22 protein-coding genes and 1 pseudogene are annotated in these 21,192 nt (G+C 49.5%); 9 read left to right on the plus strand and 14 right to left on the minus strand.

Annotated features, from left to right (window positions below; translation table 11 throughout):
- Positions 1 to 91 precede the first annotated feature (91 nt).
- The 12 genes and pseudogenes from BLV50_RS13790 to BLV50_RS13840 all read right to left on the minus strand — a co-directional run bounded on the left by BLV50_RS13790 (position 92) and on the right by BLV50_RS13840 (position 9,913).
- Entirely contained in the window at positions 92 to 541 is a 450-nt protein-coding gene (locus tag BLV50_RS13790; protein WP_063564353.1) for a threonine/serine exporter family protein, read from the minus strand.
- A 19-nt stretch (positions 542 to 560) separates the two neighbouring features.
- Complete coding sequence (locus tag BLV50_RS13795; RefSeq protein ID WP_371129258.1) at positions 561 to 1,256, minus strand: threonine/serine exporter family protein; 696 nt, start codon at positions 1,254 to 1,256, stop codon at positions 561 to 563.
- Between the two features lie 365 nt (positions 1,257 to 1,621).
- The gene (locus BLV50_RS13800) at positions 1,622 to 1,927 is read right to left on the minus strand and encodes a hypothetical protein (RefSeq protein ID WP_076291774.1); all 306 of its coding nucleotides are present in this window, start codon (positions 1,925 to 1,927) and stop codon (positions 1,622 to 1,624) included.
- 64 nt (positions 1,928 to 1,991) lie between these two features.
- Positions 1,992 to 3,035, minus strand: coding sequence for a S66 family peptidase (locus tag BLV50_RS13805; protein ID WP_090808251.1), 1,044 nt, complete (start codon positions 3,033 to 3,035; stop codon positions 1,992 to 1,994).
- A 113-nt stretch (positions 3,036 to 3,148) separates the two neighbouring features.
- A complete protein-coding gene (locus BLV50_RS13810; protein WP_090808252.1) occupies positions 3,149 to 4,480 on the minus strand; it encodes a DUF4179 domain-containing protein in 1,332 nt (443 codons plus the stop codon).
- A complete protein-coding gene (locus tag BLV50_RS13815; protein ID WP_090808254.1) occupies positions 4,477 to 4,992 on the minus strand; it encodes an RNA polymerase sigma factor in 516 nt (171 codons plus the stop codon). Before BLV50_RS13815 ends, BLV50_RS13810 begins: the two co-directional genes overlap by 4 nt.
- Before the next feature lie 234 nt (positions 4,993 to 5,226).
- Positions 5,227 to 5,634 (minus strand): NUDIX domain-containing protein, encoded by a 408-nt coding sequence (locus tag BLV50_RS13820; RefSeq protein WP_256337971.1) that lies wholly within the window; start codon positions 5,632 to 5,634, stop codon positions 5,227 to 5,229.
- A 201-nt stretch (positions 5,635 to 5,835) separates the two neighbouring features.
- Positions 5,836 to 6,327, minus strand: a pseudogene (locus BLV50_RS33440) (GNAT family N-acetyltransferase); the annotation flags it as partial.
- A gap of 229 nt (positions 6,328 to 6,556) precedes the next feature.
- Positions 6,557 to 6,967 carry a flagellar basal body rod protein FlgB gene (gene flgB / locus BLV50_RS13825; protein WP_090808256.1) on the minus strand — a complete coding sequence of 137 codons (411 nt, stop codon included), beginning with the start codon at positions 6,965 to 6,967 and terminating at the stop codon, positions 6,557 to 6,559.
- A 179-nt stretch (positions 6,968 to 7,146) separates the two neighbouring features.
- On the minus strand, positions 7,147 to 7,965 hold the full coding sequence (speD, locus tag BLV50_RS13830) for an adenosylmethionine decarboxylase (RefSeq protein ID WP_063564347.1): 819 nt from the start codon (positions 7,963 to 7,965) through the stop codon (positions 7,147 to 7,149).
- Positions 7,966 to 8,086: 121 nt separating this feature from the next.
- A complete protein-coding gene (locus BLV50_RS13835) occupies positions 8,087 to 8,665 on the minus strand; it encodes an SLOG family protein (RefSeq protein WP_072734237.1) in 579 nt (192 codons plus the stop codon).
- A gap of 114 nt (positions 8,666 to 8,779) precedes the next feature.
- Positions 8,780 to 9,913, minus strand: coding sequence for an RluA family pseudouridine synthase (locus BLV50_RS13840; RefSeq protein ID WP_072734236.1), 1,134 nt, complete (start codon positions 9,911 to 9,913; stop codon positions 8,780 to 8,782).
- Between the two features lie 189 nt (positions 9,914 to 10,102).
- Here BLV50_RS13840 and BLV50_RS13845 point away from each other — a divergent pair, with 189 nt between their 5' ends.
- Complete coding sequence (locus BLV50_RS13845) at positions 10,103 to 10,519, plus strand: hypothetical protein (protein WP_063564344.1); 417 nt, start codon at positions 10,103 to 10,105, stop codon at positions 10,517 to 10,519.
- A gap of 118 nt (positions 10,520 to 10,637) precedes the next feature.
- On the opposite strand, the gene BLV50_RS13850 is transcribed toward BLV50_RS13845, so the two are convergent.
- Entirely contained in the window at positions 10,638 to 11,348 is a 711-nt protein-coding gene (locus tag BLV50_RS13850) for a GT-D fold domain-containing glycosyltransferase (RefSeq protein WP_064639872.1), read from the minus strand.
- A 355-nt stretch (positions 11,349 to 11,703) separates the two neighbouring features.
- Here BLV50_RS13850 and BLV50_RS13855 point away from each other — a divergent pair, with 355 nt between their 5' ends.
- From BLV50_RS13855 to BLV50_RS13875, 5 genes are read left to right on the plus strand one after another with little or no spacing between them, the layout of a single operon-like run.
- Positions 11,704 to 12,393, plus strand: a complete 690-nt coding sequence (locus BLV50_RS13855) for a glycosyltransferase (protein WP_090808259.1) — start codon at positions 11,704 to 11,706, stop codon at positions 12,391 to 12,393.
- Positions 12,394 to 12,411: 18 nt separating this feature from the next.
- A complete protein-coding gene (locus BLV50_RS13860; RefSeq protein WP_090808261.1) occupies positions 12,412 to 13,401 on the plus strand; it encodes a polysaccharide biosynthesis protein in 990 nt (329 codons plus the stop codon).
- Between the two features lie 25 nt (positions 13,402 to 13,426).
- Positions 13,427 to 14,854, plus strand: coding sequence for a nucleotide sugar dehydrogenase (locus BLV50_RS13865; protein WP_256336574.1), 1,428 nt, complete (start codon positions 13,427 to 13,429; stop codon positions 14,852 to 14,854).
- Positions 14,841 to 15,587, plus strand: coding sequence for a class I SAM-dependent methyltransferase (locus BLV50_RS13870; RefSeq protein WP_063568330.1), 747 nt, complete (start codon positions 14,841 to 14,843; stop codon positions 15,585 to 15,587). The genes BLV50_RS13865 and BLV50_RS13870 overlap by 14 nt, the downstream gene beginning before the upstream one ends.
- A 59-nt stretch (positions 15,588 to 15,646) precedes the next feature.
- Entirely contained in the window at positions 15,647 to 16,777 is a 1,131-nt protein-coding gene (locus tag BLV50_RS13875; protein WP_256337950.1) for a glycosyltransferase family 2 protein, read from the plus strand.
- 80 nt (positions 16,778 to 16,857) lie between these two features.
- On the opposite strand, the gene BLV50_RS13880 is transcribed toward BLV50_RS13875, so the two are convergent.
- A complete protein-coding gene (locus BLV50_RS13880; protein ID WP_090808263.1) occupies positions 16,858 to 17,382 on the minus strand; it encodes a DUF5412 family protein in 525 nt (174 codons plus the stop codon).
- 331 nt (positions 17,383 to 17,713) lie between these two features.
- On the opposite strand from BLV50_RS13880, the gene BLV50_RS13885 reads away from it, so the two are divergent.
- The 3 genes from BLV50_RS13885 (at position 17,714) to recQ (ending at position 21,129) form a co-directional block, all read left to right on the plus strand.
- Positions 17,714 to 18,580: an Rpn family recombination-promoting nuclease/putative transposase gene (locus tag BLV50_RS13885; protein ID WP_090808265.1), complete on the plus strand. Its 867-nt coding sequence runs from the start codon at positions 17,714 to 17,716 to the stop codon at positions 18,578 to 18,580.
- Between the two features lie 54 nt (positions 18,581 to 18,634).
- Positions 18,635 to 18,904, plus strand: coding sequence for a hypothetical protein (locus tag BLV50_RS13890; RefSeq protein ID WP_090808267.1), 270 nt, complete (start codon positions 18,635 to 18,637; stop codon positions 18,902 to 18,904).
- Between the two features lie 344 nt (positions 18,905 to 19,248).
- Positions 19,249 to 21,129 carry a DNA helicase RecQ gene (gene recQ, locus BLV50_RS13895; RefSeq protein WP_072734229.1) on the plus strand — a complete coding sequence of 627 codons (1,881 nt, stop codon included), beginning with the start codon at positions 19,249 to 19,251 and terminating at the stop codon, positions 21,127 to 21,129.
- Positions 21,130 to 21,192: the final 63 nt, after the last annotated feature.

Consider the following 21,192-nt stretch of genomic DNA (forward strand, 5'->3'; position numbering starts at 1 on the left):
AAATATAGAAGACCCGTTGGAGACAGCGTTTACCTTGTCTCCAACAGGCCTTTATCGTTTTAGTTTAGTGATAATATATTCTTCTGCTGTGTTAGGATTTTGCTCGCAATGATTCAGGTATACGACGAATCATCTGGTTCAACACTTCGGACAATACAAGTCCGATCGCGATGGCACCGGATAACATGAGCGCCTTGGCAGCCATCTCCATGGCAGCACCGTAGTCATTTTGCACAAAATTACGCATCGCATTGTAAGCCAGTCCACCGGGGACAAGCGGAATGATGCCTGCCACGCTAAAGATAATGACGGGCGCGCGAAACATGCGGGAGAACAGCTGGCTTATGACACCAACCGCGATGGTCGCTGCCAAGGTAGCAGGAACAGCATCCGCAGCATATTCGAGCACAATATAGATGATCCAGCCGATCATGCCGACAAATCCACCGTGAAGCAGCATGCGCCGAGGAGCGTTGAAAATAATACCGAATGCGGCCGAGGCGACAAAGCTGGTCAGGGCCTGTTCAATAAAATGAAGCATAACCTGCAACTCCTCCATCTTACGTAAAAAGTGAAAAAACAACAGCAATGCCGGTACCAATCGCAAAAGCCGTCAGAAACGCCTCGGCTCCCTTGGATAACCCGGACACGAGATGCCCGGCCATCAGGTCACGCACCGCATTGGTAATCAGCAGTCCCGGTACCAAGGGCATGACTGAGCCAATAATGATTTTGTCCCGTTCATGACCCGCGTCCATATAGACAAGCAAAAAGGCGAGCAGACCGATGACAAATGAAGCGGTCAGTTCGGCAAAAAACTTCACCAGTACTAATCGATGGAAGGCAATGACTGCTGCATAGCCAATACCACCGCAGAGAACGGCAGGGAGAAAGTCGTCCCAGCCTCCACCAAACATAATGGTAAAGCAACCACTGGATAACGCCGCCGCTGTAAGCCGCACAACTGCAGAATAGGAGGAGGGCTGTCCCTCAATCTGTTGTAACAATGCATAGGCGTCTTCAACGGACAATTCACCTTGTCCAATACGCCGGGAAACGGCATTCACTTCGGATACCTTATGTAAATCCGTGGTTCGTTCAGAGATCCGTATCAGCTTGGCAGGCTCGGTTGCATCAACCGAGAAGAAGATACCTGTGGGCACAACATAACTGTGCGAATGGGGAAGGCCCAGCGCGGCAGCCATGCGTTTCATCGTATCTTCCACACGATAGGTCTCACCGCCACTTTGCAGCATGATCTTGCCTGCCAATAGACAGATTGCAATCACGCGGGATTGTTCAGTATGATTTGTCCCAACCAGCTCCGTCTCAGACTGAGGCACGGGTGGAGGATCATGAGGGATATATTCCAACCGGATCAAGCTCCGTTCATATGAGATAAGGCTTGGTGCCGACACCATTGTATCATATTTCACACGTTAGCAAGGAAACATACCGCACGAATTACAGGAAGTCATCCAGGTTGCAGAGATTAATGCATGCATTCACACCAAATTGATAACCGATCACTCCAAAAACCCAAAAAAGGCTTCGCTCCCAGGGCCGGATGGTCAAAGGGAGAGAAGCTTCTTGGATTAGGCTCGATCGAAACAAAAAACAACTACATCAACAGGGTAATGACCAACAGCTCATACAGCACGAGTGGCAAAATAGTTGGTCCAAACAAGGCGCGTGGCTCGGGATATCCATGCATCGGCGTAACCTGGAGATACAATATTCCCCGATCTGCGCTGATAATGACACCTTCCCATACTTGGCCATCGATATTCTGGACTTGCACCTTCTTGCCTACATGCTGCCGGGCTGTATGATGAAGCATATTCCGCACACTTTGCACGGATTGGAGCATTGGTTGATTGGCTTGGTATACGACCCGTGCGGATGGTGTGGACGTGGATTCAGACATGATGCACAACCCTTCCTCAAAATCATTTCTTACTTCAAGGTATGCATCTGCCTACAAAAGGTGATCACACAAATGCCATCTCAAGTCTTCCATGCCCATTCTCATAAGCCACGCTGCCCAGTGCGCCATTCACAAAAGTTAATTGTGGCGGGATGTGACCAAGGTCCACGTCATACAATACGGGAACATCCATATCTCCGAGAGCCGAAGACAGGGCATCGATGAAGTTGAAATCTCCTGTATCCGAATAACCAGCAGGTCGGCCAAACATGAAGCCTTTAACGCCAGCAAACCAGCCAGCCTGTCTCATCTGCCACAGATGGCGGTAGATATCCCCCGCATTCATCTCACAGCTTTCCAGATACCAGATCGTTCCTTCTTCTGCACAATACTGATTAAGATACGCTTCAACAGGTGCGTAAGGCGTGCCAATCAGACAGGTGATTGTATCCATACAACCGCCGATCAACCGACCTGAGAATGTAACCTGCGAGTCTGCTCCTTCGGGTTGCCCAAGCTGTTTCCAGCGAGAAGGAGTATCCAGATTGAACGTCGACAAATCCGGTTTCCATTCCGATTGATAGTGAGTGGAAGAAGATTGAGTAACCTGCCCTCCCTGGCTAGTCTGTAATACATCAATCCAGCGGGCGGTCACCGGATCGAGTTCATTGGATCTTAGATCCACGTAGTTCGGACCATGTGCCGAAGCCGTTCCGGTGATCAGGGTGTATGCGAATAAAAAGGTGCTGATATCCGAATATCCCATAACCCATTTGGGCGGCAAGGTTTTCAAAGCTTCCCAATCGAGAAGGGGTAGAATATCCATAAGGAACTCTCCACCCCACGGAGGAATAATAGCCTGAATCTCAGGGTCGCGGAAAAATGCATTGATCTCGGCAGCGCGATCTTCCTTGGAGGAACTTACACATTTGGCGTTATGCCGTAGAAATAGGCTCTCCTGAACACCAAAACCAAGGCGCTTCATGTTGTGCCTGCTCCCTTCAAGGTAATGATGCAAGGATTCACTTACACCGCTGGATGGTGCAGCCACGCCAATGGTATTTCCCGGAGCGAGTGGCTGCGGGTAACGGATTGAACGCTTATTCATTGTGAAAACACCCTTTCCTGTGAACATATCGATTTAATTCTAGATGGTTGATATTTTCATTATAGTGCATGACTACTTCATGTGGCTTGCGGATTATGGCTGTTACATTTCCTTTAGGGAGTCACAGGGATTTCAATAGAGAACGGTGCACGACTTTGATCAGGGTAAGAGAATATTTCCATTGTCAGATTTCCTTCGGCTGCGGCTGCATTTTTAATGAAAATCCTTGCTTCGGAGATCCCATTTTCACCTGAAGGACTCCAGCCTAACTCATTAATTTCGAATGGCTTTCCTTTACTGTCCTTGATATTGGTAAATGACAGAGCAGAAATGGAATCTTGAGCGTCTGCAATAGAAAACTCGATGACCAGATCTTTACCCTTTACCTTGCTATGCAGGAATTTCAAACTCGATGGGCCCCCTTGTATTTCACCTGAAGATGGATTGATACTGATAACCAATTCATCCTTATCCACTGCTGAAAGACCAGACCCCTGCAGCGTCAGTTTTTTCGGAGTGGAGAAGTACATGCTCTCGAAAAAGACAGAACTTCCAGAGCCTCCGATGGAGGAGGAATCCGTTCGCCATGCTCGGCCTTGCTCATCTACCAATTGCAAATCACGAATTCCGAAGATTTTTTTGGTGTTGTTCCGATCATATTCGATATCAAGTACAAGGCGAGTGGGATACAGAACGGCCTGTTTTACATGAATACGCTGCCCGTCCACGGTCATTGTTTGGTTTACGGGAATGATTTTTTTCATGCCTTTCGTTAAGCTGCGATCCACGGGGAAAGTGACTTTCCACTTATTATTCGGTTCCTTACCTCGTTCCTTAAATACAACTGTCAACTCTTGTGGGGGTAAAGATTGTGTAAATGAGACATCGATTTTATCCTCATAAATGCCACTTTCTGAAGCCGGCTTAGGAGTGGAATAGCTAAACGCAACAGGCAGCTTTTTACCATGCTCATCAAGCAAATCGATGTCATACATACCCTTGTCTGGATCTTTCATGCCTTTCATCGTGTAAAAAATAACCATGCGTGACTCATCTGTAATGATGCTGTCCACGGTCACCGAAGCTCCATCATGCTCATCGGTCACACCAACCTTCTGCAAGAGGGATTGATCGATGGCCATCATTAACCCTTTGTCCTGGCGAATCATACTGACGATGCCCTCCATGCCTGGCAGTTGCTCCACAAAGGACGCAAAAGCGGGGGAGACGCGGATACATCCCGTAAACACGAGGATGATTGCGGCTGCCGATATGGAGCTCATAACCCAGCGCAGCCGGGACTTGCGCTTGCGCGCAGCCTGACGAATTCCGGCCTGTACAGCCTGATATGCTTCGGCATCCGGTACAGACATGGCGTCGTATTCTGTTTTACGATCATTCAGACGCTGCTCAATGGCTTCAAATGGCTTCATTTCATCGCTCATGATGTTACATCTCCTTTCGTTTCAAGTTGGTCCCGGAGCTGCCTAAGTGCTCGATGCAGTCGGGATTTTACGGTTCCGGTCGGAATTTCGAGAATATCAGCGACCTCTGTTAAGGAGAAACCTTCGAAATAGCTTAGAATAATAATTGGTTTGCAATCTCGATCCAGCGCAGAGACGGCTGCGGCCAGATCAGGGTCTGCGGGCTGGTCCCAGCTGCTGGGTTCATGAATTTCGGTAACGTGGCTGAACCGGCTCTTGCGTTTGCGTTCGTCTGCACAGTAGTTCAGCAGAATGCGGATTAGCCAAGTGGCGAAATAGGAGGGTTCTTTTAATTTCTTGAGCTTTCGATAAGCTCTGTAGGTGCATTCCTGTATCGCTTCCAGCGCATCGCCCTCGTTGTGCAGATAGGCACAGGCGATCCGGTACAGTCGGCTCTGATGCATCTCCATTAAGGCTGCAAAAGCCTCGGCATCCCCTTTTTGTGCGGCGATGGTCAGTTGAGCAGGGGTCACATGGCTCCTCCTTTCATGGATGTTGTTGCGTATTAGACCGTGCAAAGGGCCAAACGGTTCTTGATTTTGGAAAAAAAGTTATGTATACACGTACTGAGACTACCACAAAGAAGGAAATTGCGCAGAAAACTGAAAACAACCGCCAAGCTCTCCTTTATGTTAGAGAGAGGAGTTCGGCGGTTGTTTTTCTTTATATGACTTGTCTGACCGTAATGAGATTCGTTTCTCCCGATTTCAATCTTCCGAATAAAGATGGAGTTTCTTCGCAACTTCCAGACCAGGCACCGCGAAACTAGCAAGTGGCGATGGCAGATCATCCAGCGGGAACCAACCGATCTCACCAATCGCTCCGCCTTCTTCGAGGTTACGAGCAATGCCACCAATAACTCGAGTTGAATAGAGGACGGAAATCCAATGTTCTTGTTTTTCAGGTCGGATCGTCTCTGCGGTGCAGAGCAGCTTGTCGATGGTAATATCCAGATCGACTTCTTCCTTAATCTCCCGAATGACCGTCATTTCAATGGATTCGTATGGGTCGACTTTGCCCCCAGGGATACTCCAGGTGTACTGTTCAGGCTGACGATTCCGCCAAACCAAAAGGACTTCATTACGTTCGTTGAGGATGACCGCTCCGACACCAATCCGAGGTTGCACAGGAGAGTTCTCTGTACCTTTGGTGTTAAGTAAGGACAACGCAGATCCTTCGGCAGCGACCAATCGTGAGTCTGAGTGATCTTCCGTCTGTTTAGCTCCTTGGACATGAGTAGACTGAAACGCGAGCGGAAGTTTGGTCTGCGTTGACCATTCTTCTGCAAGGATACTCATGGAGATCAGATCATAATGCGTGCCATCCCGTAGAACGGCAGAGCGCTGACGGCCTTCCTCCCGAAATCCGGCTTTCAGATAGGCGCGCCTCGCAGCTTCATTGTATTCAATCACTTCGAGCGCAATCCGGTTCAGATTCAATTCATGGAATCCATAACGAATAATCAGGGCGAGAGCATCACTGCCGTATCCTTTGCCCCGATCTTTGTCATCACCAATACCAATTGCCAGGCGTGCAGAGCGGTTATTCCACTCAATTCGGTAGAGGGCCGTGAATCCGATGAACCGATTGTCCTCGAGAGTACGCAGTGCAAATTCAAAGCCATTGTCTCTACGAACTGCGGATGACCCCGTCTCATCCGGCGTTAGCGGAACAGCAATATCGGTATCCAGATTACGCAAGTAATCATAACTGTCAGTAAAGCGGGAGAGCCGCATGCAGTCTTCTGGGCAAGGAGCAGCCAGCCGGACTTTGGAGCCTTGAAAAGCATTTAAATGACGTGGAGCCATGTTGCACCTCTTTTATTGGATATGAAATCATACATTTTATCTCATTATACTACGAAACAGAGAGGATACCGAAAAAGGGCACAAGTAGAGGAGCATATCCTCCTGATTAGGAAAAGAAAAGCGACGCTAAATGCGTTTAATATGGATCAATATAATTCAAAATAGATCATCTACATGTTTCCGAATGTAGACAAAACAAAAAGCAGCCAAAGGGCTGCTCTACCATTCATTATTTCATATCCTGCAACAGGTTTTTCATTTTCTTGTAGTGCCCGCTGACCCGATCAACCATGTAGTTATACATGAGCTGATTCTCCGAAAGGTTCGCCATTTCCTTGTCAATATCAACGTTATTGTTGTTATTATTCATGGAAGTTTCGTTGTTCTCGACAATCCGGTAGTTTACGATGGAGTCATTGGCATTACTGACCGGAAAGTGTTTTTCATGAGTCCGCTTCATATCGAGCTGATCTGTTTTGCCATTCTCAATGATACGTCTGAGCTCTTCCTCAAACTCCACCGATTTCTTTTTGTAATTGGGTGTGTCTGCATTGGCAATATTTTCAGTGGTAACCTTGTGCTGCGCGTTCAGCGCTTGTAACAGAGATTCATTGCGTCTGGAAGTGTTCGTTTCAATCAACGGCTCAGTCTCCTTCAATGGAAAATGCAATTGCTTTCATCATAAAAAAATGAGCTGCTGCCTGTCAAGTTAGGCAAAAGAAAAGGACAAGCGCATGCCGGAGGTTTCCATTACGAAATCCTGCTTCATGACATCTTATCCTTTGTCCCAGCCCGTATGAATCAGTCCTTACGAATCAGCTATGAAGAAGGACGATTGATGTTTTTGCCATAATAAATCTCATCCATTTCCAGCTTCAACCACTCCGTAATTTCCTGTTGCTCGGCTTTGCTCAGTTTATCTTTGGTATAACCAAACAGATAATTATCGAGATCGAATTCTTTCAGTTTACACTTGGTGTGAAAAATGTTCTCCTGATAGACGTTCACGTCAATCATGTCGAAGCTGCTCTTGATCTCATCCGGAATGTAATTCTGGATCGAGCCGATCTCATGATCAATGAACAGCTTGCGTCCACTCGTATCCCGTGTAAAACCACGTACCCGGTAATCCATCGTCATGATATCCGTATCGAACGAGTGGATCAGATAGTTCAATGCCTTTAGCGGCGAGATTTCACCGCAGGTAGAGACGTCAATATCTGCCCGGAACGTACTGATGCCTTCGCTCGGGTGGAATTCGGGGTACGTATGAACGGTAATATGGCTTTTGTCGAGCTGCATGACAACATTATCGGGCAGAGGGCCTGGAGATTCATCGAAGGATTCTTCAGGGATCTCCACAATGGGGCCTTCCGAGACAAGCATCGTCACACTTGCGCCCTGGGGAACATAGTCCTGTTGGGCGACATTCAGCACATGGGCACCGATAATGTCAGACACGTTGTTCAGGATTTTGCTCAACCGGGCCGCATTATATTGTTCATCAATATATTCAATGTAAGCTTCGCGCTCATCTTTGGTTTTCGTATAACAGATATCGTACATATTGAAACTCAGCGACTTGGTCAGGTTGTTGAATCCATGCAGTTGAATGCGCTGCTCTGGCGTTAATGTCATGGTTGCAGTTCCCCTTTGTCCCATACGACATGGTAATCGCAGTTTTACTACTACTTATACCCAACCTACCGCCAAAAAAAACATATGTACGTCATTCTTTGCCACTCCAGTCGTGCACAGATCAGAATGAAGAATCTTCATAATCCCCAACATCGTTCATCCGTTCATCTTCGGCGACCGATTGGATATCCTCTGAGGTGACGCTGATGATCGTATAATCTTCATTCTGCTGTTTTTTGACCGCTTTTTCCTTAATAAAACGGGGACTTCCATCCCCGGCATCTTCATCATACACGAGCAGGAGACCGTCGCTTTTGCGCAGCAGTAAGTCATCCCGCGCAGTAAACTGCCACGGGCCGATATACGGCTGATGACTAATCGCACCATAATAGTCCACACCTTGCAGAATGGAGCGATAATATTCCTGTTTGTCTTCCTTCCATTGTTCCTCGGGATTCTGAAAAGCGGTAATGATGGACAGCTTCAGATCCGGGAACGTCTTTTTCAGCTCAAGCACCACTTCGCAGGCCCACAGGTCTACACCGTATTGGCCTGGAGTCAGCACCCATTCCAGCCCGTCTTCGACCAGGGGCGTAAGACGGGAGGAGATCGCCTTTTTGATGAAAGGAATTCCCTCATGCTTCTGTCCAAAGATCTGTAGTTCATGTGCACGATAACCGGTAATCAGCAAGTTTTTCAGTATCGCTTCCTCCTTTCAGGCGTGGTCAGTCCATCGGCCAGTTCCGGCACCGAGGCTTGTCCAGAATCGGCTGAAATCGCTGAGTCAGCGATGCCTGTTCTTTGAATCATCCCGTTAGTTCGCTGGTGGAGCATCCGTACGGAATGGATAGAGGAACTGTTTCGGAATGTCGGTCTCAAATCTCATCAACTCACCCGACGTTGGATGGATGAACGAGAGAACCCGTGCATGCAGTCCCAGGCGACCCAGTGTTTTGGTATGAGCACCGTATTTTTTGTCGCCTGCGATGGGATGGCCCAGATCTTCCATATGCACACGAATCTGGTTTTTGCGTCCCGTTTCCAGACGGACTTCCAGCAAGGAGAACTCGCGGTTCGACTGTAGACGTTTGTAGTGTGTAATGGCATGTTGTCCATCATTCGGGCGAGAACTAGAATACATTTTGAGCGTTTTGGTTTCTTTCAACCATGAGGAAATGGTGCCCTCTTCTTTCGCAACGGCGCCTTCCACAAGGGCAACATACAAACGTTCCTGTACATTCTCTTTCCAATTGTCCTGCAGCTTCTGCTGCACTTCTTCACTCTTGGCAAACATCATGACACCCGAAGTGTCGCGGTCCAGACGATGGACAATAAATATTCGGTTCAGCGCGTCAGTACGGCGAACATGCTCGGTCAACTGGCGATAAGCAGTAAGATCATCACTTTTGTCAGCGGCAATGGATAGCAGTCCGGCTTCCTTGCGAATGACGATGATATCATCGTCTTCATGCAAAATGTTAATGCCCGTCAGGGAAGGAGCGGCAACTGCGCCTTCTTTGCTGATCGTTACGATTTGCCCTGGCGTCAGCTCCAGATTAAACTTGGTCACCACTTTCTGATCAACGGAAACCTGACCACGACCCAGAATGGATTTGACCGCATTCCGGCCGGACTTCAAGTGCTTCAGCAAGAAGTTGAGCAGCTCATCCGGTTCAGTAACCTTGTATGGGCGTGGTGGTTCTTGCTTGCGATAATAGGAATTGCCCGAGCGTTTGGCTGCTTTGGGTTTGGGTGCTCCGGCCTTCTTGGGAGCCGCGGAGGATTTGGCGGCTACTGGTTTCTTCGCCGCTCCTGCATTGCGTGATGCGGATGGTCCTGATGATTTGGCCGAAGTGAAAGTGGACCGACCGGACCGTGCTGTGGACGAACCTGTGGATGCTTTCCCCTTGGCCGATGTATTGCCTGTTGGGCGTTTGCGTTTATTCATAAATAATAATCTCCTTCTGAACAGCCTGTACCGCTTGTGTGCATACGATCCGTTCATTTCGTTATGCAGTTCAATATACCATTAACCGGGGGCAAATAAAAATAGGTGGATGGAATCTGTTACCCATCCAGTCCAAAGAGAGTCGAGATTCATAGAATAACGTATCCCATAGCATTGGAGGTGTTACTCATGGGTGTGTTTCTCGATATGAGAAGTTCGATGAACTCGGGATTCGTAGGACAGCCGGGTTTGTCCCTGTCTCCTTCGCCGGAAGCGTTTGGCTCCATTGGTCTGCAGACCCTTGGTGTCCCAAACCCCATTATCACCTTGAATGGCACGGTTGGCGTTACTGGAGAAGTGGGGGATACGTTCGTTGTTGAACTTGTACGGGGCAGTGTTTACGATCCGTTCTTTGTAATCTATCGCGCCGAAGGTACAGTAGGTCAGAACGGTGGCGCTGAATTTCATTCGTTCACTGCACAGGATCTGTCCGCACCGCCTGCACTGGAAAGTGTGTATACCTCGTTTATTTCAGGGGTATCCACATCGGTACGAACCGGACCCGAAGTGTTCTATGGTATTGCAGCCACCAATTGGTTCCTGTGAACAGAAGGTTCAACAGGAAGAGTGTTATCATACGGCATCTTATGATGAACAGACAAAAATCCCGGCTCCAAGGAGTCCGGGATTTTTTGTTGTAGTATCCACTTTTAACTTTTACAAACTAGTTGGCGCGGCCTTTCAAAATGATGTTGTTGGCTTTGCCGAAGTCGATGGCTACTTTGCCCGCAAGTGCCGCTGTCCGCTCCGCAAGGACAACCGCGTTCACACCACAGGAGAAGAGAGCTACATCGAAGGTATCCTGATTCGTTTGAATCCATTGCAGTGTCTCCTGCATCTGATCCCAGCCGTCGAAGGGCAGCGCAGCTGTAATATTCAGGTGATACGGCTCCTGAACGAGCATGGCCCGCAACTGTTCAATCTCGCGGGTAACGAGCAGTATACGCTTGCCTGCGAGCATACTCCAGAAGCGGGGCACCTGCGCGAGTTCCCGATTGACACAGGCATGGCAAGTCAGTGCCGGAGAAATGCCGAAATGCGCGAACACCGTGTCGGTCAGCTGTCTTTTGAGATGCTCCGGGGCTTTGATAGTACTGTCCCCGTGTGGAAGAACGCCTACGATATTCGCCCGTTGTAAGGAAGCGGCTACCTCATCCCGGAGCTGCAGATTGGGTAGACGCAGTCCTTTTTGACCCAGATTGGCCTTGATGGCCCAACGCTCTTGCAGAACCTGTTCCGTGGTCCAGACCGTTTCCTGGGACATGACGATATTCTCCCCATCACCCACACGGACCAGAGAGAAAGGACGCTGCTCTCTCACCGCGGCTTCAAGTTGATCCAGCACACCATCCATTTCAAGATAGATTGCATTCATTCTGGTATAAGGCCCCCTTTGAAAATTCAATTGCTCTATTCTATGTTGCGGATTCGACTACGTATTGTGCGTTCGACCCGCAGGGCGCATCTTCGGGTATATATCAATCTACTTCCGGTACAGGTGAGCGCTGGCGGGCTTATGTAAAAGCTGATTTATGGAAGAACACGTGCAAGAGTCCGGACCGGTTCTATTATTTTTTCATACGTTATAGAGTCGGCTGGATTGACTAGAGCTTCTGTATGGCAGCTTCAAGCAGACAGAGGCCGTTTTTGGCGTGGAAAGGGCTGCAAAGACTATGAAAATAGTCTGACTGAATTGAAAGAAGATCACAGAATGAATGAGGAGGAAGGGTATGTCCAGAAGAGTGGTTATTGAGATTAACTTCAACAATTATGGGATGGACCCGCAGCGGCTGACGAGAGAATGGCTGGAGCGGCGGGTGGGTATTTTTCGTAGATTCACCTTGCATTGCCTTAAGGCCCAGACGAATCAGGATTTCCTGACCGTGGTGAAGCTGTCCAAGGAATCCGGGGAACTGATGCAAGAGATTTTGGCTGAACAGGAGCCATTGCCTTCCAATATCCGTTTTGGAACAAATATCGAAAGTGTGCGTGCCATTCTGGCTTTTGCCGAGGGAGCAGAGGATATCTATATAGCCCGACTGGATTCAGATGATCTGTATCACAAGACGTTTGTTCAACAGCTCTATGATGTGCAGCCGCAGCCCGGAACGATGGCACTCATTAATCAGAATGGATATCTGTGGGACAGCGTGAATCATGAGATGGCTCCAGCGTTCCATCGTTCCCCGCAGTTCTATGTCTACCTATATAAAACGGCGGAGTACGCAGCAGGATACCGGGTGAAGCTGCCGGGCCGGGGAACACATGGCAATGTCATTGAGCTTCCGCATGAGCTGCTAGTTCCGCGCAATTACGTGAATATTGTGCATTCCAGCAATACTTCGATCAAAAAAGTACCGCCCAAAGATCGGTTAAACCGGGAAGAGATGGCTGCGGTATTACGCGAATTCATGATCTGAACAAGGAGGGATTCAACCATGATTAAAGGACAAACGATTCTGATCACCGGAGGAACAGGCTCCTGGGGACAAAAACTGACTGAGGTGCTGCTGGAGCAGAATCCGGCCGAGATTCGGATTCTCTCGCGTAATGAGTACGCCCAGATTGCGATGCAGCGGGATTTCGGTCATGATGCACGTTTGCGTTTTGTCATCGGGGACATTCGCGACTATCGTGCTGTGGAGGAAGCCTGTCGTGGGGTGGATGTTCTCTTCCATCTGGCTGCACTGAAGCATGTTCCGGTATGCGAGGATCAGCCGGATGAAGCATTCAAGACCAACGTCATCGGCACGCAGAATATTATTCGCGCTGCGATTCACATGCAGGTTGCCAAAGTCATTGACGTGTCCACCGACAAGGCGGTAGATCCGATTAACGTTTATGGCATGACCAAGGCTCTGGGTGAGAAGATGATGATTCGTGCCAATGGACTGAGCGAGTCCACCCGTTTTGTGTGTATTCGTGGGGGGAATGTGCTCGGAACCAGCGGCAGTGTTGTTCCATTATTCCGTCGTCAGATTGATGAAGGCAAGAGCCTGACCATTACGGACAAAGGCATGACCCGCTTTTTCCTGACGCGAACGGAGGCCATCCATTTGTTATTGAAGGCGGCTGAGGCATCAGTGGGCGGTGAGACGTTTGTGATGAAAATGAAGGCCTGCAAGATGACGGATCTGGCTTCGGTCATGCTGGAACAGGCAGGTCGTCCGGCTCACGATTATAAAGTAACCGGGATTCGTCCAGGCGAAAAATTGCATGAAGTACTCATTTCTCCATTCGAGGCACCACGTACCTACAAATATGACGAGCAATATTATGTGATTTTGCCACAAGAACCGGACAAAAGCCTGACAGATCCGTATAGTGGTCTGCCTCGTGTGACCTTTTCCGAGTATCGTTCGGATAGCGCGATGATGAACCGGTCAGCGATTGCCCAATTTTTGCGTGCAGGCGGCTTTATCGATTAATAGAAGGGAGGCGGACCGTTTGGAGGTGGAAGGAATGGTAGAGAGCAGCAAGCACGAAGGAAATAAGGAAACACAGGAACGTACCACGCTTCAAAACATAAACAACCGCTCCCTGAAAGCTGCCGTCATTGGTCTCGGGTATGTTGGGTTACCCATGGCGGTGGAGATGGCGCAGGCTGGATATCAGGTGCACGGAATTGACATCGATGGTGCGAAGGTGGCTAAGCTGCGTGCCGGGAAATCGTATGTGATCGGCATTGAGGATAAGGTGGTGCAATCCCTTGCTCAGGCCGGGTTGTTCATGGTAGGCACGGATTTCACAGCAGTGGCGCAGGCCGATGTCATAGTTATCTGTGTGCCTACGCCTTTGACCGCCGAGCATCAGCCGGACATTTCATTTATCGCTGCAGCGGTGGATGGCATAACGCCTTATCTTCAGGAGGGCAGCCTTGTCATATTGGAAAGTACCACATATCCTGGCACCACCGAAGAGCGTGTGAAGCATCCGATCGAAGCTGCGAAAGGGTGGAAAGTAGGACAGCAGTTCCATGTCTGTTATTCTCCAGAGCGGGTAGATCCCGGAAGTGTGCATTACGGGGTGAAAAATACACCGAAGATTATTGGCGGCTCCACGCCGTCCTGTCTGTCTTATGGAAAAGCATTCTACGGTTCGTTCCTGAACGAAATCGTTCCCGTTAGTTCAACGACAGTGGCGGAGACGGCAAAGTTGTTCGAAAATACGTTTCGCAGCGTGAACATCGCGCTCGTGAACGAACTGACACCTGCCTGTGAGCAAATGGGCGTGAACATCTGGGAGGTGCTGGACGCTGCGGCAACCAAGCCGTTCGGTTATATGCCGTTCTATCCGGGTCCGGGTATTGGTGGACACTGTATTCCAATTGACCCGATCTATCTGTCCTGGGCCGCTGGCCGTCAGGGATCGGAACTGCAATTCATTTCGCTTGCAGATGCGACCAATCGGCAAATGCCGGAAAGAGTCGTCAAGCGTGCCGCCGAGCTGCTCGAACAGAACGGTTCATCGATGCAGGGAGCCCGAATTGTGCTGGCGGGTATGGCGTACAAAAAAGATATCGACGACTTGCGTGAATCGCCAGCGCTGGATGTCTATAGACTGCTTCGTGAAGCAGGGGCAGACGTGGTCTTCACCGATCCTATGGTGCCTGTGTTCCGCAAGGATGATGGCACGGTTGCTCATGCTCAACCAGCATCACCAGCATTGTGGGCCGGGGCTGATCTGGTCATGATTACGACGGATCATACGGGATTCGATTATCAGGAGATGGCGGATCATGCCAAGCTGATCTTCGATACACGTAATGCCACAGCCGGATGTGTCGGTGGAAATATAGTGGTGCTTGGACAGCCGACTCGGCCGGATGTGAGCCCTGAAAGCTTGAGGGAAACGTCAGGAGGCAGCCATGGCGAATCATGATCGGGTAAGTGAGCGTTATTATGGCGAGATCAATTCGGAGGAATCGCATGAAGCCACACGTACCCGCATTCACTGGATGTGCCGGGAAGCGACAGGTAAACGAATTCTGGATATTGGATGCAGCCAGGGCATCACCTCCATTTTGCTGGCACGGGAAGGCTTTCGGGTAACGGGGATTGATCTGGAAGAAGAGAGCATTCGGTATGCCAAGCAAGAGCTGGCGAAGGAATCGAAGCCGGTACAGGATAAAGTGGATTTTCGTATGCTGGATATTACCCAGTGGAAAGGCAGAACACCGTTCGATACGGTGCTGCTGGGTGAAGTGCTGGAGCATTTTGCCCATCCCGAAACGTTGTTAATGAATATTCATCGCCTTTTGCATGAAAAAGGGACGCTGGTCGTCACAGTTCCTTACGGGTATCATCCGTTCTACGATCACAAGCAGACATTCTACGCCGGGAACCTGGCGATGTGCCTGATGCCTTATTTTGAAGTATTGAAGCTGGAAATTCATCATAAATATCTATGTTGCGTGGCACGCAGGCGGCGGGAAACGCAGCTGCATGTCTCACCTACCACAAGCCAACTGACGGAGTGGATGAAGCTGGATCATGTACATTTTGCCGCCGTGGAACAGAATCACCTTCGTCTGATGAATCAACGCAAAAAGGCGTTGGACAATGCGGTGGAGCAGGTTAAACGTCTGCGTCGTCAGGAGACTGGGGAAGGGTAGCAGATAAGGCTGAGAAGAAAAAAACTGCAATACGCGTAAGACAGGAAGGGGCTTAAACCGTGATCACCATCAGTCTGTGTATGATTGTGAAGAACGAACAACGCACGCTTGCTCGCTGTCTCGACTCGGTCGCCGGCATCGTGGACGAGATCGTTATTGTAGATACCGGTTCATCTGACCGTACGAAAGAGATAGCCGCGCAATACACCGACCGGGTCTACACGTATGAGTGGAAGGACGATTTTGCTGCAGCGCGGAATTATTCTTTCGACCAGGCCACGCAGGAATATATCCTGTGGCTGGATGCGGATGATGTGCTGCTGCCCGCGGAACGGGCGAAGCTTGAAAGGTTGAAGCAGCAGCTGCCGTCCGGCGGTGAGACGGCTGCTGTGATCTTGGGCTATACGCTGGCCGAGGGGCCGGAGGGAAGTCCGCTCGTGACGGACCGACGGTTGCGCCTCGTCAAGCGGGAAGCGGGCTGCCGCTGGCATGGCCGGCTGCACGAGCAGTTAGGCTTCCCGCAGAGCGGTGTCATTACGGCAGACATTGCCGTCACGCACCGCCGCGAAGCGGGCCATCATTCGGCGCGAAACGTGCGCATTCTGCGCAAATGGATCGCCGAAGAGGGCGCAGCCCAGGGACGCCTGCTGTTCTATTATGCAGGCGAATGTTATGACCGCCGGCGTTATGCGGCGGCGGTTCGGGCGTATGCGAAGCTGCTGCTGGAGCCGAGCGGCTATCGCGAGGATCGGCTCATCGCCTGCGCGCGGCTGGCGGAATGTTATGAACGGCTTGGCGAGCCGGGGCGAAAGCTGGGTGCGCTGCTGCAATCATTTCAATTCGACCTGCCGCATGCCGACTTCTGCTGCGCCATCGCTGCTTGCTTCCATGAGCGGCAGGAGCTAGTCTCCGCCATCTACTGGTACATGCAAGCGCTCGATGTCAGCAGCCGCGATCCAGGTCTACGTCCCGTGCCTGCGGCATGCCGCACTTGGCTGCCACACGCCAGGCTCTCCCTTTGTTACGCTCACATGGGAAACTGGGAGCAGGCGCTTCTGCATAACAGCAAAGCAAGGGATTATCTGCCGAATGACCCCGGCCTGCTCGCCAATCGGCAGAAGCTTGAGGCGGTGGTGAGTAGGGTGAACAGCGGCTTGGAAGAGAAAGAGAAAGAGAAAGAGAAAGAGTAGTGTTGATCCTTTCTAGAGGTGGAATAAGAGCAGCCCCGCTTGCCGTGAGAGTCGGCGAGAGGGGCTGCTTATTTGTGTTTTTATTTTTCGGGTGCTAGACACCGAACGTACTGGTCTTTCGTACGCAGGCTTTGGCATGCCCAGCCCCAACCGTCATAGATTTCTTCATCGATGTTTAGCGTAATGGTTTCATCTACATACTCATTCCAGTTTTCGATTCGGAGGGTATTTTCACTTTCCCATTCCAGATGGTCATGTCCGTGGTACTCGGCGCGATATATGTTTTTTACGGTAGAATCATTCGGATCATTCGTTTTCTTCACGTCGACCCACATAGTAACTCCACCTGCCGCACCACCATAAGGCACGCCGAAAATCTCGGCGGTATATTCTCCGTTTCTTGAAGGCATGGAGTAGCTCAGATCTCCTTGTTCGGATCGATCAAACGTGGAGAAGTAAGGGCGAAGCCAGAAATAGAGGAATACAGCGGCGAATAGAACAAAAATCAATATTGAAAGTGCAGTGAATATCGGGTGTCGGCGTATCCACGATTTTGGTGGTGAGATGTTTGAAGAGTCACTAGCATGTGCATGTTGTTTCGACATAAATAAACCGGCCCTCCTTTAATGGTAGTGGGATCGAACGATATAGGGTAATGGATATGTAGGTACGAAAATGTCTTTTCTGTAAGCTAATCATTAATCGATGGTAACACATTGCGAATATTAATTAATAACAAATAAGTTAAAATAATCCTTAATTAAGCGGGAGTTAAGTTAAATGGAGGAAGAGAGCCTTCTTAGCAAATTCAAGACTTGAAGAAGCAGTAAGAGACCGTAGTTTGGTGTGGAATGTTTAACTTGCCCAAAGGTGGTTGATGCTGCAATTAAGCATGCCAAGCATGGTATAATAGAAAGAAACGGAGTTGATGGTCAGATGTCTGATTTGCTCGATCCTCGGAACGATTTTGTTTTCAAGCGTATTTTTGGCAGTGAAGAAAATAAAGATGTACTGCTAGTGTTCTTGAACCGAACGTTTGCAGAATCGGGGGAACAGCCGCTGACGGAGATTGTACTCCTTAATCCGTATACCGATAAAGATGCTCCGCTGGATAAACAGTCCATATTTGATATTTGGGCGAAAACAGCTGAAGGTAAATTGATCAACATTGAGATGCAGTTATTTAATAAATACGATATTGAAAAGCGGACCTTATACTATTGGAGCAAGCGTTATTCCAGTCAGTTGCAGGAAGGCCAAACTTACAAGGAACTGAAAAAGTGTGTGACAATTAATATTTTAAATTACTCGTTTATCGAAAATGAGCGTTATCATAATGTATTTCATCTGAGGGAAGACCACACTGGACTTGAATTGAGTGATGATCTCGAAGTTCATTTTATGGAGCTGTCCAAGCTGGATGATCAATCCGTTCCGATGGAAGGTGGTCTGATTAACTGGCTTTTGTTCCTGAAAGGTGCTGACAAATCAAATTGGGAGGTGCTACAAATGAATGAACCTACGTTGAAGAAAGCGATGGATACGCTGGAGTTTCTGAGTCAGGATCGTGAGGCGCGTCGCTTGTATGAAGAACGGCAGAAGTATTTGCACGATGAAGCCTCGATGATTGAGTGGGCTACGGAGAAGGGGATTGCTAAGGGAATCGAAAAAGGATTAGTGGAAGGTGAAAAAAGAAAGGCGATTGAAATAGCTAAAAATATGCTTTCATTCGGCATTGAAGGTTCAATCATTGCCAAAACGAGTGGTCTAACTGAATCTGAAGTTGAGGCGCTAAAAGATTAGCAACGCAACCCACAGAAAAAAACTCGTCCCCACAAACAATGGGAGGTGCTGCAAATGAATGAACCTACGTTGAAGAAAGCGATGGATACGCTGGAGTTTCTAAGTCAGGATTGTGAAGCATGTCGTTTTTATGAAGAGCGGCAAAAGTATTTGCACGATGAAGCCTCAATGATTGAATGGGCTACGGAAAAGGGATTAGCGGAAGGTGAAAAAAGAAAGGCTTTTGAAATAGCTAAAAATATGCTTTCATTCGGCATTGAAGTTTCTATCATTGTCAAAACGAGTGGTCTAACTGAATCTGAAGTTGAGGCGCTAAAAGATTAGCAAATGCACTTTAAATCCAAACAATCGTCTTGTCCTCAAAAGGGCAGGCGGTTGTTTTTTAATTTGTCCTAGAATGTTCACTCAGACCTGATTTTACTTGCATTCTTTCCGGATCACTTAGGTTATACCGCTGTTACACATTTGCCAAAGATCGTTTTACAGTAAAACGCGGTTGCTCATTCGGGGCTGGGCCGTTAAACTAAAGGGAGCGGCGTTTGCTTGACGGACAAGTCATGAGAACGCCATTTTGTTGTCAAGGATGCGGTATAATCCGCTTTCGGATGTCAGAATCGGATCGGACCAAGCTGGTGGAAGAACACCGGTGATAAGTAAGGAGTCTTTACATGAGTGTGCAAACACCTACATTAGAAGAAGCGCAGGGTCTCCTGCAAAAATATTATGGCTATCCCGACTTCCGTGAGGGACAGAAAAAGATTGTAGCCAGCCTGCTCGAACGCGAAGATACGCTTGGCATTATGCCAACCGGGGGCGGGAAGTCGATCTGTTATCAGATCCCCGCTTTGTTATATTCGGGTCTGACGCTGGTCGTCTCCCCGTTGATCTCATTAATGAAGGACCAGGTCGATGCCCTGACCACGGCTGGTATTGCAGCCGCCTATATTAATAGTACGCTCAGCGGCAAAGAAGTGAATGATCGTATCCGCGCAGCGCAGCGCGGTGAGCTGAAGCTGCTCTACGTCGCGCCTGAGCGACTGGAGCTAGACTGGTTCCGCGAGGAGATGGGCTATTTGCCGATCTCGTGCGTTGCTGTGGATGAGGCCCACTGTGTGTCGCAGTGGGGGCATGATTTTCGGACAAGCTACCTGGCGGTAGCGCCGTTTGTGGACAGTTTGCCGGAGCGGCCGGTGGTTGCGGCCTTTACGGCTACAGCGACGCCCGAAGTCATGGGAGATATTCTGCGGCTCCTGCGTTTGCAGGACCCGCAGACGTATGTGACCGGACTTGGGCGAGATAATCTGGCGTTCAGCGTGCTGCGCGGCGAGAGCAAAAAGGACTTTGTCCTGAATTACGCGCGCGAGCACGCCAGCGAGCCGGGTATTGTGTACGCCGCGACCCGCAAGGACGTGGACGATTTGCATCAGCGTTTGCTGCAGGCGGGATTACCCGCAGGACGCTACCATGCCGGGATGACGGACGATGAACGGTCCCAGAGCCAGGAAGCTTTTTTGTACGATGATATCCGGGTGATGGTGGCCACGAATGCGTTCGGGATGGGGATTGATAAATCCAACGTACGTTACGTTATTCATAACAGCATGCCGAAGAACATGGAGGCATATGTGCAGGAAGCCGGTCGTGCGGGACGGGACGGAGAGCCGAGCCAGTGCATTTTGTTATTCGGGGCACAGGACATTATCACCCAGAAGTTCCTGATCGAGCAGAACCCGATGGAGGGCGACCGCAAACAAAACGATTACCGGAAGCTGCAACAGATGGTGGACTACTGTTACACGACGCGTTGTTTGCGCAGTGCACAGCTGGATTATTTCGGTGAGGTGCATGAGGACAAGCCATGCGGCATTTGCAGTTCATGTACGGACGACCGTGAGCTGGTGGATATGACGATTGATGCGCAGAAAATATTCAGCTGCATTCACCGCATGCGTGAACGGTATGGTGTATCGTTGGTTGCTTCGGTGCTCAAAGGTTCCCGTGCCAAAAAAGTGCTCGATTACGGCTTCAACTCTCTGCCAACCTATGGTGTGATGGGCAATCGTACGGAACGTGAGATCGCAGAGATCATCAACGTGATGGTATCGGAAGGGTATCTGATGCTGTCCGAGGGGCAGTATCCGGTTGTTCGTTTGCAGCCACTGGCGGTGGAAGTGCTCAAAGGTCAGCGTGAAGTGATGCAGCGGGTGGTCCGCAAGACGGCGGCGACGGCTTCGGGTACAAACTATGGCGGACGTCGTGGACGAGATGCAATGCCATCTGCGGTTAACGAGACGGTATTTGAGCAGCTGCGTCTGATCCGTCGTGATCTGGCGGCGAAAGAGCATGTGCCGTCGTACATTATTTTCAATGATGCGACCTTGCGCGAGATGAGCGTGGTATGTCCAAGGACAGAACGTGACATGCTGGATATTAAAGGGGTCGGTGAGGTCAAGTACCGCAAGTACGGGCTGCCGTTCCTCGAGTTTTTCCAGAAGCAAACGGGCGAAGACGTGGATACGGATGATGATGCTTTTTATGAATACGAGTGAGATGTTGGATGAAGATTCTTACGTTTTGAAATGAAAAATATAGTCTGGTGGTCCAGACAAAGG

This window comes from Paenibacillus sp. 276b, from assembly GCF_900107875.1.
In the GTDB taxonomy this organism is placed as follows: domain Bacteria; phylum Bacillota; class Bacilli; order Paenibacillales; family Paenibacillaceae; genus Paenibacillus; species Paenibacillus marchantiae.

Excerpts from the sequence above, each read along its gene's own strand:
- BLV50_RS13860 (WP_090808261.1), top strand. The coding sequence starts at position 12,412 with ATGATTAAAGGACAAACGATTCTGATCACCGGAGGAACAGGCTCCTGG.
- BLV50_RS13850 (WP_064639872.1), bottom strand. The coding sequence starts at position 11,348 with ATGAATGCAATCTATCTTGAAATGGATGGTGTGCTGGATCAACTTGAA.
- BLV50_RS13890 (WP_090808267.1), top strand. The coding sequence starts at position 18,635 with ATGAATGAACCTACGTTGAAGAAAGCGATGGATACGCTGGAGTTTCTA.
- BLV50_RS13870 (WP_063568330.1), top strand. The coding sequence starts at position 14,841 with ATGGCGAATCATGATCGGGTAAGTGAGCGTTATTATGGCGAGATCAAT.
- BLV50_RS13885 (WP_090808265.1), top strand. The coding sequence starts at position 17,714 with ATGTCTGATTTGCTCGATCCTCGGAACGATTTTGTTTTCAAGCGTATT.
- BLV50_RS13790 (WP_063564353.1), bottom strand. The coding sequence starts at position 541 with ATGCTTCATTTTATTGAACAGGCCCTGACCAGCTTTGTCGCCTCGGCC.
- BLV50_RS13840 (WP_072734236.1), bottom strand. The coding sequence starts at position 9,913 with ATGAATAAACGCAAACGCCCAACAGGCAATACATCGGCCAAGGGGAAA.
- BLV50_RS13800 (WP_076291774.1), bottom strand. The coding sequence starts at position 1,927 with ATGTCTGAATCCACGTCCACACCATCCGCACGGGTCGTATACCAAGCC.
- speD (WP_063564347.1), bottom strand. The coding sequence starts at position 7,965 with ATGACATTAACGCCAGAGCAGCGCATTCAACTGCATGGATTCAACAAC.
- recQ (WP_072734229.1), top strand. The coding sequence starts at position 19,249 with ATGAGTGTGCAAACACCTACATTAGAAGAAGCGCAGGGTCTCCTGCAA.
- BLV50_RS13855 (WP_090808259.1), top strand. The coding sequence starts at position 11,704 with ATGTCCAGAAGAGTGGTTATTGAGATTAACTTCAACAATTATGGGATG.
- BLV50_RS13845 (WP_063564344.1), top strand. The coding sequence starts at position 10,103 with ATGGGTGTGTTTCTCGATATGAGAAGTTCGATGAACTCGGGATTCGTA.
- BLV50_RS13795 (WP_371129258.1), bottom strand. The coding sequence starts at position 1,256 with ATGCTGCAAAGTGGCGGTGAGACCTATCGTGTGGAAGATACGATGAAA.
- BLV50_RS13810 (WP_090808252.1), bottom strand. The coding sequence starts at position 4,480 with ATGAGCGATGAAATGAAGCCATTTGAAGCCATTGAGCAGCGTCTGAAT.
- BLV50_RS13880 (WP_090808263.1), bottom strand. The coding sequence starts at position 17,382 with ATGTCGAAACAACATGCACATGCTAGTGACTCTTCAAACATCTCACCA.
- BLV50_RS13805 (WP_090808251.1), bottom strand. The coding sequence starts at position 3,035 with ATGAATAAGCGTTCAATCCGTTACCCGCAGCCACTCGCTCCGGGAAAT.